This is a genomic window from Pseudomonas sp. GW-45 (assembly GCF_056896675.1).
Map to the genome: position 1 here is coordinate 51,519 of NZ_JBXHBH010000002.1, position 12,293 is coordinate 63,811.

Genomic DNA, 12,293 nt, shown 5'->3' on the forward strand with positions numbered 1-12,293 from the left:
CGCCTCGCGCACCCTGAGTTCTTTCTGTGGTTCCGTGTGGGTCTGACTTGAATCGTCGCGCGCTGGTCTGCGCCAGCAAAGAAATAACATTGGCCACAAAGCGGTTTCTTGTTTCCAAAAAAGCCCTTTTGGTGACAAACCTAAACCCCACAAAAACCCGTCTTTGGTAACCCAAAACATGATCCCAAGGTTGAATTTGGATACAAATAGAACAGCTTGCTGCGGGGAGGGGAGAAGGCCGTTTCACTAGGCCTAATTGAAACCTGGCGCTGAGGTGATCTTATTGAGCAGGTTATCTTCTGAGGGCAAATCGAGCTTTGCAGCCAATGATTCCTTGGCCTCAAGCGATGAAAGCGGGTAACGAACTACGCTAAACCACAGCTGACGATTACCTTTGCTTGATACCATCTGAGGGCATTTTTCGCCAAGCTCACCCCAGTAGGTATCAAGGAAATCCTTACCATAGATATCAACGGCTTCGTTGTAATCGTAGATGTCATCTTTGACAGGATAATTGTCACCATACTGCTCTAGAATTCGATAGCGAAGCTCATACTTGGCAACGTCAGGATCTGATTTGTCACCCGGTGAAAGCTTGTCCGCAAATGAACTCAAAGGTGACAAGCTCATCCTGTTCACAATAGCTTCTTTGGCCACCATGTGTGCCAAGCGAGTCAACGAATCGAGTACCGCTGTGAAGTGCTCAGTATTGGTACTGGTTGAAGGTTTGCCCTCAATAAAGAGATGACCGTTATCAAGAATATGATCCAGCACCATATCTGACAGCATGTCACTGGTCAGCGTAGCCGGTTTGATTTTCTTGTTTCCAAGATCGGGTTTTTTGTCAGCATTCATAGTGTTTGTGACCAAAGATTAACGGTTCAATACTACTTTATAAGATAGCAAGCCGACATTGCCAGCAAAATCAATCTTTGCTCCCAAGATTATCTTTCGCGGCGCAACCCCCACAGAATGCGGCATATAAAGGAAACACCGGGTTTTTGCGGAGCCTCCGGCTGGGACGGGCGGTCAGGAAGGCATGGGTGTTGATGTTCGGTAGCCAGTATGGAGGATGGTATAATTTTATAGTGATTGGCAGGCCTGAACGGGTATCGCTCGATGGCGTGCTGGCGCTGGTGATATATCGGCTTGGTGGGAACGGTCGGGCTGGGGGGAGGGAATGGGCGGTTGGCGTTCCGCCCAGTCGCTAGAGTGGATCAAACACCATCAGCAGTGCTGTTGATGGCCGCATTGAGAGTCAGCGGGCATGACGAACGCCATACGTGCCGGGGCTTTTGGGTTTACCTGGTGATAGATGCCAGCCAGCGCATGCCGCTCACCAATACCTAGAAATCGACTACGCAAACGGTCTAGTCCGCTTGCACCAGCCACGTGAATGCCATCCGGGCGTCCAACAATCGTTACCTTCCCTGACCGTACTAGGTGCTCAAAGCGGTTCAGAAACATCACTCACCTCGCGTTATCTGCGGCTCGCTGGCCGTCATTATTGTAGTTTCAATGTACCAGAATTTTTCCAGATGCAAATTGGCTTCGTACCAATGGGTATAAGCCTTTCAGCTGCTAAGCGCCCTAGATTTAAGCGGTACAATGACATAATATAATAATAACCCGGCCAGTGTCTCACCTTGGCCGCTCCTAATGCATCGCTCTCACGGAGCTATTTCGGACAAGGTGGCCATGTCTTCATCACATTCTGTGACCTGTTCTGTTGTGCTCGCCCATTTGAGTTATGCGCGGACGCCATACAAAGAAACCGTTGAATCGACACAGCCGCGTTCAATGCTCCAAGTACAGGCTCTGGTTACCCGGCATGGGCTAGATACCATGCTGATATCCAAGCGCCAGCCTTGTGCCTTAGCTGGTGGGATCGTTCCCGGTGACGGTGAGTTGGTTCATTACCGCATGATGGTGGATTCGATCTTTGGCGAGCCGGTGACCAAAGAATCCGCGCTCGACTTGGCACACAGCATCAATGTTTACCCCGTCGATCTTGATGAACTCGCCGCCATTTCCCATAGCCTGCACCACCAGCCAATCAGCCAACTGCCTCTTATCAATCGTATGGCAAGCATGCTGGCGCCAATGCTGCTGGCCCAAGGTCTCAATTCCTCGCTCGATGTCGCAGGCGTCTCAGCATCAAGCTTCGCTAATGAAGGTCAGGTACGCCATTTCACAAACCATCTTGATACCTGGATGCGTTCAATGCTGGCCGATCAGAACCTTGATGAAGAATTAGCCTCTCCCGCCATAGATAAAGCCAAACGCTTTTTGTGTGTCGATGAAAAGGCGCCTACCAAATCACACCATCTTCGATAAGGCTTAGTCATGACCGATCAGGTAATTCCAGACCTCTATAAGCAACCGCAGTACGATGGCGAATATCTGGTTGTAGCCAACGGCGACGGCCATCGAATTTATACAGCGCGATTACAGCGTGGCTCGTTCTATTGGCATCCCGCCCTTTTGATTGACCACAATGCCGATACCGCCTTGGCCGCATATAAGCTCGCGAGCAACCACCTAAAATCCGCGGGCGTTGGGCCTACCCTGATTGCTGATCAATTCATGCACCTGACTGCCAACCTTGCTGCCAAACAGCACCGCTTGATGCCATTCGTTAGCCGCTTGTTTGCTTCAGAGCAATCGTTGCAAACAATGATCCGTCTCGCTCATCTCAATGATACAGCCTGCACTCAGCTGCTTTGCGAAGCTGGCTTGATGCCAAGTTCTCCCTTTGCAGCCAACAACCAAGCTCTTGTGCGTGTGGCACATGACAGACTCGGTATGGTGCCTAGCCTACTTGTTGAGGCGATGGGGCTCACTACAAATGACAACCAATACCGAAAGCTAATCGCAAAGGTATTTACGCAACACCCTCAGCTACTCAAAGCGATGGACGCTGTTGATCCTCAAATCCTATCCCTTGTTAATCGCAAACTTAAGGGTGATTTTGCGCATGCTGCTGAGCGTCGATCTTTGGGTGAATGGTTAAACGCTGTGCGTGAAGGCACTAGCACAACGACAAACTATGACTACCTGGTTGGCGACTCGGGCAATGCTTCTCAAATGCTCTACGAGTTCGGCGTCGAACTACTAAGCCTGTCTTTTAATGCGGTCAGCAGTAAGACCCCCAAGGTCAAAACACATGCACGCACTACAGTAATTGACCAGCCAACACTAGCGGGCTACATAGCTGGCGCGCAGCTCAGTGCAGGGAATTATGAAGTGATAGATGGCCTTGCTACAGCCGTGTTCCGAGCGTCTGAAAGCGTGCCGTCTGGCACGAGCGATCGCCAATTCCTAAGCGCCATATTTTTAAAGGAAATAAACGGTGAACCGCTCACAGACAAGAGCCTTCGCCAGTTCTGCAACCTGTTCTGTCTCGACTTCAATTACAACAAATCACTCGCGGCCATCAAACAGGCCGTTTAGGGAGTCACCATGTCAACTACAGCCAACAAGTACGCTCCTTCTCTGTTTCGTAATCCGCGTTTTGAGGGCGAAGTCGCTGCCTACGCTTCACCCTTTGATCCTAAAGTCATCCTCGTGGATCGTGCGAGCTTGGATAAGGGGACTTTGCGATGGGGTGCTGTGGACTGTGATTCAAAAATGGCCATGACCGCCATTAGAGCGAGAAGCGCTATGCGCAAGCAGATGGGCGAATCAGTGACTGCCGGTGGCGCTTCAATTCCGGTTTTCCTGGCCGTTCATATCGCGGTCAATGAAGCCTGCAGAGCCCTTGTTGCTAACGCCACTGAAAGCCTGATTGGTGCTGACAGTACAATGGCAATGCCCAGTGAAATTGCCGAGCAGGCAGCGGAACGGATTGCAGGAATTCTCAATCTCGATCAATCGGTAGCAATTGAGCAGTTGGTTAGCACCAACCATCTTCCTTGCTCCCCCGATTTAGAAAGTATCTTGATTGCAATGGACCACATTAGTGAGCGTTATGTCGTTGATAGTGAGTCACGTAGCGCCGACTTCCCCGGCTTTCTACTTAGCGCATACCACGGCGCTCGCTCGCCTGATCATGTAACGCTCTTCACTGAACTGGTGTTGGCTGAGCCTGAACTGTTCGGTCGGCTAAAAAGCGTACCAGATCTAACGTTTCACGCAGCCCAAGCCGTTGCGAGCAACCTTCACACCGATGGTGATGGCTTCTACACCACGAACAAGGCATTCATCAAAGCAGGCCAACACAAAGCAACTGTATTAGCGGGGCTTCAGGGCTTTATTACTGGTGATGGCATGCATCAGAACATCGCCCGCGCTGGGCTCTATGAAGAGTCCGCCGATGGCAATGTTACACCGATCTTTGAAAACACCCTTTTATCGCCGGCTCAAATGAAGACTGTCATTGCCCAATACCGCCTGACTTCATTTGAAACGGCAATGGACCCTGAGGGATTTATACCTCTCATAAGCACAGCGCAAGAAGACCAAACAAGCGTCTACCTAGCCATCGACCTAATCGACGGCAAATACCCTACAGGCGATCTATTCACCAAAATCGCGGATTCAAACTCTATCGTTTGTAATCAGGATGAACTCAACCAGATTGGGCTTGCCGATCACGTTTCGGCGTCAGCTGCTCCGCGTCTGGGATAAAGGACAACAGAATGACCTACAACATGAAAAATCAGGTGTTAATTCAAGTCAAAGGCATGGGCGTTCCTGTTCAAGCTCCTACAGCGCGCAATGCCGATGGCTTTGAGATCCGCTGGTCTTCGGATGCCGACATTTCGCCTGATTGCCCTGTCCATGTGCTGTCAGACAAAAAACAATTAGAACGCTTTGTTCAGTTGGCAGTAGATGACCGATTTCGTAGCGCCGACCTCATTCAGATTATTCCTGTGGTGGTCCCTGATGGCTCAGACAGTCTTACCCGTGAGCAGGCCATCAATTTAGGTGCCGACCCTGAAAACTGGAACATGATTCGAGTGGCTATGGTGATAAGCGGTAACAGCAGTCGCGGCCCCATCATGGATGAAATCGAATGGGCAGGAACCCGCGAAGAGCATGCTGAGGGCGCGCACATGCAAGAGGCATACGAGCACGCTCACCGGCGCAAGATCAATCACCCCTCAATCTTCAGCCATAACCAAGGCGGGCACCTGCAGAAAGCTGCCAGCTTCATGAATGAATTCCAGCGACAAATGAAGCCGTCGCTACGTGCTGCCGAGGAAATGACGAAGGGCCATGAGCGCGCGTTGCTCAGCATGGACTTGGACAACCTCAATCCCGACCGCGCTTTGTTTTATCTGAAACAAATGCAGACCTCTTTGATTGATCGTATCTCAGTGCAACAGCTGAATGTCCATGACTCGATGAAGCCGGTTGTAAACCAGTCCAGCGATACGCCTGTAGAGGCGCCAGCAGAATCACACGTTAAGCCTTCACCTGGGCCACGTTTTCACTAAATCTTGGGGGCGTCATGAGCAAATTGAACAAAGACAACCTGGTGCTAAATCACAAAGTGCGCAAAGCAGGACTTCTTAGTTTATTTGCGGAGAATGACCTTAAGGCGCTGCGCGCCTCGGTAGCCGACACTATGCCCCCTCACTGGCTCGATGACATTGCCAACCAGCTCAACGAAAAACCAAATCAAGCCGTTCGGAATCAGGCTGCAGACCTCTGGCTAGTATCTAACACCAGCTACGATGATTTTGAATCACTGATCAAACCGCTTCTGCAGGACAACAGCGCTCTATCAGCTGATGATGGCTTCACCCTCTGGCAATCTATATACCCATCACTTTTCCTTCACCATGAGCGCGCACTGACATCCCCTAAGCCGCCTTCTGCAGTCCAGCAACGAGCCCTGACCCAAAGCAACCTGCAATCTATTTTGGAGCACCATTTTGGCAAACCCGTCATTGATGCTTTGCGCCAGCATGACAAGCTCCATATTTTGCAAAGCGAAGCTGAGCTACCCGACCACCTCAAGGGCGAATACTCACACCAGCTGAATCGAATTGCTGCAGCAACAACTGCTGATGGTTCGATCTACATGGTGGCCAACAAGATCACGGCTCAAACGGCGCCCGGTATATTCCTGCATGAGGCCGGTGAGCATGCCGGTATGGCAACGATGTTGGGGAATGACTATGGCCGCATGGTCCAGCAATTCCGCAAGCTGCTCAGAGAAGGTGATGCCTACGCTACGTGGGCGGCAATGCGCGTACCGCGCAACACACCCGACGCGAACGTAAGTAGTGAGCACCTTGCCTACCTGATTGAGAAGGTGGCTAATGACCAAGTAGCTATGCACGGTGGTGACAGTGGCTATGCACTGGGTCAGCAATGCCTGAGTAAGGTTCGTGCCTGGCTTTTCCGGTCACCTGTTGCGCGCTGGCTAGAAGAGATAAATGAGCTAGATGGTTTCACACTGCGCCCGCAAGACATCGCAGCTTTGGCCCGTGAATCTGTAAACAGTTTAGCTGCTGAGCTTGGTGACGTTCCTTTCAACGGCGATGACGCTGTTAGCTGGGTCGATGCTCTTGATCACGCGGTACTGGGTGAACTGTTTGACTCATCCTTTGATGAGCGAAAAGCAATCCTCTGCACCCTCGACGCGGAACAACTAGCCGGTTATCTATATGGCCTGCAAGCAGCGGGTGCTTACGACATAGCGCCGCTATTGGATGAATACACTCCTGCAATAGCTCGCATGGCCGCTGGTGAAATGGGTGAGCATCTGATTCCGCTGGCCGGTGAACTACTTGAAGTGGCTTTACAGACCGAAACAGAGATCCAAGTAGCCGCGCAACTTTCCGAAGCGGGCCTAGCTATGGCCGCATACCCGAATTCTGATGGTAGTCATTCACTCCAAGTCATCTATAAGAACGCCGGCGATGAAGCTCCTGATGAGACTGTCATCGAGCACTACAAGGAAGGGCAGGGGTCGGTAGGAGTAGAGCACACGAATTCTCCCATGCAGGCTGGGACATTGGCTAAACGCTCTATTCCATGCGCTATAGCTGATTACCCGGCCTTGTTTGACCGTTATTCCCCTCGTTCTAACGCCCCAGCGCCTGATGAAGCTGGGCCTCTATTTCAACTGGCGCGAGACAGTCTTACCTTTGCACCTATTGAGGCGCTACATCAACTTGTCGATGCTGGCCTTGCTGAGGACGCTGTACTAGCGCCCATAGCGCTAAGCCTGACCAATCCCATAGTGAACACACCTACTGACCCATACATCTCCTTCAAGCAGCTGCGTGAGGCTCTGGGCGACGATAGCGCCAGCTTTATCATGATGCTCAACGAGCAAGAGATTTATGGTTCTACCGTGTGGCAAGAGTTAGTACACGATACTGATTTTTCAGATCTGGCTGAGGTGTTTGAAGATGGGCGCTTGAGCCTGGATGCTCTGCATATTCCAGTCAGCAAGCTGATGGGCAGCAACACAATCAGTTTAGTGAGAGACGCTGGATTTGATGGCGCAATCTACGCTGATATCCGATCAGGCAATGCCAACACGGTATGGCAAGTATTGGACCCTGATCAAGCATCACCTATGCCTAGCAATGCTTCTGATGAAACCAGCTCGCCTGTTTTGTTTAGCCTTGGGCGCCAGTGGTATAAGTCTGCATTGGGCCAGACCATTAGCCAAATTGGCAAAATTGCTGACAAGAACGGATTGATAAACGCTGATCAAGCTAAATCTTGGTTGGCCTCCCAGCAGTCTAATGGGGCATTCAAGAAAGAAGAGGCCGAATGGGTTGGTATCAACGAATGGCTGAGCTTACAAAAGTCCAAGGTCTCCGTTGCTGACTTAGTGGGCTTTGTTGACAAAAACGGCCTACAGGTTGAGGAAGTTGAACACGCTACCTTCTCTACTGAAGTTGAGCCCCTGGTTACTCCCGAACAAATTACGGTTGCTGACTATAACGATGAGTTTTGGCAAGCAAACAGCCCCTCTGACAACAAGCTCATTTCAAAGCAGTACTTCAACTCACATGAAGAGGTCACTAGCTACGCGCTGCGCTGGTTCAATGCGCTAATTGCTGAGCGCAATGACACACGCAAGCACAACTCAAACACCACCAAGTACGAAGTCTATACGCTGCCTCAGGGTGAGAATTACCGTGAGCTTTTGCTAACGTTTAAGCAGGTATTGGGAAAAGGTTGGGTGATTGCGCACGACGCAACAGCAAGCAAAGGTGAGCCAGCATTCAGCCTCACATCACCTCAAGGTAAGACGGTGATTAAAACCGATAGCTACTCAGGGGCTGTGAAAAGCTACCGAAGTATTTTCGGTAAAGACCGGGGCTATCAGTCCTCACATTGGGACGAACGCAATGTGCTGGCACACATACGGATGAAGGACCGTGTGGATGCCAACGGTGAATCTGTTTTATTCATCGAAGAAATACAATCTGACTGGGCTCAGGAAGGCCGCGAATTCGGCTTTATGAATGACTTTCAGCCTAAGGTGCCCGTGGTTGAGGCTCGAATCATGACGGGGCATGAATTTGTTACCTCACAGGGTATGGAGCTTTACCAAGCTCAACACTGGCTCTCAGCTCGCAATGCCTCCAACGAGACTAATGGGAATGACCTAGTTGGGTTTGATGATAATTTCCTCATCATCTTTGAAGACGGTGAACCCTTCGTTATGAAGCCGGCCACAGCCGATGTAAGCGCTGAAGCCGAGGCAAAGAAATACCTGGTGCGCTTGAAGAACAAGGTCAAGTTTGAGTATGAGGGCTATGAAGATGAGCACGGGTATCAGCTACCTACTGGCCCCTTTGTCCAAAATACAAAAACATGGACCTCATTAGCCTTACGCAGAATCATGGCCTATGCCACCGAACAAGGTTACGACAAGGTGGCTTTTATAGACGGCGTGCAATCAGCTAAGCGGGCCGAGCTGAGCAACAGCGTCAGTAAGCTTCAGTTCTTCCGTGATAGCTCGGATACCTTTCAAGTTGATGCATTCGGGGGTGATGGGAGCGCGATAGTGCTCAGCAGATTTGTCAGCGCTAGCTCTCTGCCTGCGTTAGTCGGCAAAGAGCTGGCCGAACGCATGCGAAATGAGCCCCAAGGTGAACACTCATACTCTGGCCTTGATTTGAGTATCGGGGGAGAAGGGATGATTGCCTTCTATGATCAGATTATTCCTCAAGCCCTGCGCGACTTACTACGCACAGTGAAAACAAAGCCTGATGTGGTGACATTCGACAACCTGGGCGCCAGCATCAACGATGGCATGCCTATGCAGTTTGTGGGGTATGCGGTTACCGATGAAATGCGCCAGCGCGTTCAAGTGGGCCTGCCATTGTTCAGCCTCACAACGAATGACGCATTGGCCGCTAGCTCAGTGTCACCTCTAAGGGATAACTTCGAGCAATGGAGCCAAGGGACACATGCCGTCAATGCCGCTGGTGTGCCCAAGGTGCTCTTTTCAGTTGAATCAATGGCCGACGACAAGGCTGAGTTGCTGTTCGCCTCAGGGATGGGCTCTAAGCGCTTCACAGACTTTAGTAATGCATGGGATGAAGCAGAATCACATCAAAATGACGCAGCGCCATCACACCACCAAATAACGCCAAGCTATATCTCCGTACAAAACCCGCTACCTGGTGCCTCATATAAGAGCCCATTCATTACGCTAACCGCCCTAGAGAGTGCTGTCGGTCATGAAATGGCCGCTGACGTTTTCTTGCGCGTGGGCCAAGGAGGCGGGCAGCTAAAAGCTACCGGTACTGCAGGTATAAGCGGTTCTGTCTTTGAACCTGCATTAATCCCGGTCGCCTTAATACTCGATAACCCCGTGTGGGTCGAAAAGCTTAAGCAGGCAGGCTTTGACGGCGCCGTATATGCGGTCGAACACGGTTCAGAGCTGACTAACGAATATCGAATCTTTAACCAGTCACAAATGCTTAGTGGCAGGCCAATGCCTGTCATCACCAACGATAACGCCGGCGCCAGCACACGCCTTTCTAAAGTTCAGCCATACCATCCTGAGACAATGGCTAAACAGAGCACCAAGCGGTATTCAAAAACCGATTTGTCTGCCAATCGCAATAAGGTTCTGCAGCTCTCCTTTCAAGCAGGGCAAAAGTCTATTTCAACCAATTTCAACCTCGATGCTATTAGGGGTTACCGCATTGGTGGTGAGGGCAATCAGGCAAGCCAGCACATGTCGCAACAAGCCCAAAATACTGTGCGCTCCCTCGAAGACCGTATCACTCTGCTTAAAGACCGTATGGTCTGGCTTCAGAAGGCACCAGAGCGTAACGAAGAGCGTATTCAGGCTACCAAGGCCGCACTCAACGATATTCGCAATCAGTCAGATCAGATGAAGCGTTTTCCAGTACCCAATAAGCACAACCTACTGCCTTGGAAGGATCAGATTAGTAATGGGTTGCGCAAGCGGCTAAATGGCATTGTCACGCTCAAAGATGCCGAGCCCATTACCGGTATGGAAGTAGTCTGGCTTGCGGCAGCTACGCACGGTGACTTAAACAAGGCGTTAGCGCTTCTAGAGAAAGCCGGCATCAACGGGGCAGACGACTCAGGTGAGCTGGTTTTATGGAACAAAGAAACATCCCTGCTGGCTCAGCATACCCAGCAAGCAAGTACAGGTTCACGGTTTCACTTGGCGTTCCACGGAAGCAAGCACGAGTTCGATGAATTCGATCTATCAAAGATGGGAACAGGTGAAGGCGCTCAAGTTTTCGGACGCGGTGTCTACGCTGCAGGCCAAATACCCACAGCCGCGTATTATCAGCGGATGTTCGAGACCAGTGGATATTTCTACGAGCACATCCTGTACGAAACAGCGGAAGCGATGATTGAAGATGTCGTGCCAAAGATCTGTGCCCAATACCCTCAATATTTAGAATCAGCTAATGCACTGCATAAGCTGTTGGGTGTTGAGCCTACCGTGAACACCCTTGAAGCTCCGCTACGCCATTACCTAAACATCATGACATTTTCGCCCTATCACGAAGAATCGGTACGCAATAGTTACCCTGAGTTTAGCGAGATACTAGAACACGTTGGCAAGGGCGTGATGGACAACAAACATGCTACCCGTGATATCAAGGTCATGCCCGTGACTGGCGCTAGGGCGCTCAACGAGATTAACGATCTTAGCGATGGTGCTATGCGATCAGGGCTTCACCACATCGAGTCAAGGCTTCATTGGTTTGTCCGTAATGAGATGGATGATGCTGAGCTGTTAGAGGCTTTCCACACGCATTTAGAATCAGTCACAAACATCGAAGCCGCTGAAGCGGTTGTGAAAGCAATCGAAGAGAAGCTAACCACCACTGATGAGCACGGACATCTCACGTCTCAGCTCTTCGACGCCGAGTGGAACCTGAGAAAAACCAAAGACGCTGCAGAGTTTGTTTCAACCTACTGGCCTTTGACTATCCAACGACCAATACCGTCTGGGCTCATGTATCTGCTAGATATCGACATCGAGGACGAAGAATACTTTCTGCTCGATTCACCCTTCTCGGATCAATCCGATTTGGTTAAAAATGCTCTTCAAACCCTCGCCGGCAGCAGCTCTGATCTGCCGCTAAAGTTTAGAGATGAGCTAGCTAAAGCCATCTTGGCCGATGAACCTGGTGAGGTGCTTTACGAATCGCTATTCATCAATCCATTGAAGATGCGATCAGAAAAGGATTTGGTGGCCGAGGATTTTGCTTGCTCAAGCCTTGCTGGCCTGGGCGTACAGGGAATCAAATACAGAGATGGGCTTACTCGTAACAAAGACTCTGAGCATTCCTACAACAACGTGATTTTTGATACGTCTCGAATCTCAATCCTAAGCAAAACAGCTGACCTTGTTAGCCGCATTGAAGACTTTGGCTACGAGCTTGATGAAGGCCACCAAGCCAAGCTCTTGCACCAAGGGATGAGGTAAAGTTTGGGACAAGCTGTGGCTGATTCGCGAGCATAAAAAAGGGCGGTTTAGGTTCAACCTATACCGCCCTACCTAATTCTGGCATTCCCGGTTTATCAGTACACCATAGGATCATAGAAGAGGGTGCCGTACTTCTGTGTGATCTTGTTCAGATCCACTGTGCGCGCAGTGCTGCACACGGCAATGTACTGATGACGAAGGTTGGATGTCGCAGAAGGGTTGTAGTAGGGATTGAAAACCCTAATGTTGAAGTACACCTGACGAATCATGCCGCACTCTGGCGGTGCAGGCGTTCCATCAGCAGGTGACAAGCATATTACCTGAGCACATTGGGGCTCTGCGGTAGGGCCAGCAAGCGCTATTAACGGCCCCATAAAGCAAGCAA

8 protein-coding genes are annotated in these 12,293 nt (G+C 50.6%); 5 read left to right on the forward strand and 3 right to left on the reverse strand.

What is annotated here, in order from left to right; genetic code table 11:
• Positions 1 to 252 precede the first annotated feature (252 nt).
• Positions 253 to 855: a hypothetical protein gene (locus tag AC1XYH_RS19340; protein WP_483326581.1), complete on the reverse strand. Its 603-nt coding sequence runs from the start codon at positions 853 to 855 to the stop codon at positions 253 to 255.
• Between the two features lie 372 nt (positions 856 to 1,227).
• The gene (locus AC1XYH_RS19345; RefSeq protein ID WP_483326582.1) at positions 1,228 to 1,467 is read right to left on the reverse strand and encodes a hypothetical protein; all 240 of its coding nucleotides are present in this window, start codon (positions 1,465 to 1,467) and stop codon (positions 1,228 to 1,230) included.
• 231 nt (positions 1,468 to 1,698) lie between these two features.
• On the opposite strand from AC1XYH_RS19345, the gene AC1XYH_RS19350 reads away from it, so the two are divergent.
• From AC1XYH_RS19350 to AC1XYH_RS19370, 5 genes are read left to right on the forward strand one after another with little or no spacing between them, the layout of a single operon-like run.
• Positions 1,699 to 2,337, forward strand: coding sequence for a hypothetical protein (locus tag AC1XYH_RS19350; RefSeq protein WP_483326583.1), 639 nt, complete (start codon positions 1,699 to 1,701; stop codon positions 2,335 to 2,337).
• Between the two features lie 9 nt (positions 2,338 to 2,346).
• Complete coding sequence (locus AC1XYH_RS19355) at positions 2,347 to 3,453, forward strand: hypothetical protein (RefSeq protein ID WP_483326584.1); 1,107 nt, start codon at positions 2,347 to 2,349, stop codon at positions 3,451 to 3,453.
• A gap of 9 nt (positions 3,454 to 3,462) precedes the next feature.
• Complete coding sequence (locus tag AC1XYH_RS19360; protein WP_483326585.1) at positions 3,463 to 4,629, forward strand: hypothetical protein; 1,167 nt, start codon at positions 3,463 to 3,465, stop codon at positions 4,627 to 4,629.
• A gap of 11 nt (positions 4,630 to 4,640) precedes the next feature.
• Positions 4,641 to 5,441, forward strand: a complete 801-nt coding sequence (locus tag AC1XYH_RS19365; protein ID WP_483326586.1) for a hypothetical protein — start codon at positions 4,641 to 4,643, stop codon at positions 5,439 to 5,441.
• 14 nt (positions 5,442 to 5,455) lie between these two features.
• Positions 5,456 to 11,908 (forward strand): hypothetical protein, encoded by a 6,453-nt coding sequence (locus tag AC1XYH_RS19370; RefSeq protein ID WP_483326587.1) that lies wholly within the window; start codon positions 5,456 to 5,458, stop codon positions 11,906 to 11,908.
• Positions 11,909 to 12,003: 95 nt separating this feature from the next.
• On the opposite strand, the gene AC1XYH_RS19375 is transcribed toward AC1XYH_RS19370, so the two are convergent.
• A complete protein-coding gene (locus AC1XYH_RS19375) occupies positions 12,004 to 12,219 on the reverse strand; it encodes a hypothetical protein (protein ID WP_483326588.1) in 216 nt (71 codons plus the stop codon).
• Positions 12,220 to 12,293: the final 74 nt, after the last annotated feature.

Coding starts and splice junctions, on each gene's coding strand:
- AC1XYH_RS19340 (WP_483326581.1), bottom strand. CDS start 855: ATGAATGCTGACAAAAAACCCGATCTTGGAAACAAGAAAATCAAACCG.
- AC1XYH_RS19345 (WP_483326582.1), bottom strand. CDS start 1,467: ATGTTTCTGAACCGCTTTGAGCACCTAGTACGGTCAGGGAAGGTAACG.
- AC1XYH_RS19350 (WP_483326583.1), top strand. CDS start 1,699: ATGTCTTCATCACATTCTGTGACCTGTTCTGTTGTGCTCGCCCATTTG.
- AC1XYH_RS19355 (WP_483326584.1), top strand. CDS start 2,347: ATGACCGATCAGGTAATTCCAGACCTCTATAAGCAACCGCAGTACGAT.
- AC1XYH_RS19360 (WP_483326585.1), top strand. CDS start 3,463: ATGTCAACTACAGCCAACAAGTACGCTCCTTCTCTGTTTCGTAATCCG.
- AC1XYH_RS19365 (WP_483326586.1), top strand. CDS start 4,641: ATGACCTACAACATGAAAAATCAGGTGTTAATTCAAGTCAAAGGCATG.
- AC1XYH_RS19370 (WP_483326587.1), top strand. CDS start 5,456: ATGAGCAAATTGAACAAAGACAACCTGGTGCTAAATCACAAAGTGCGC.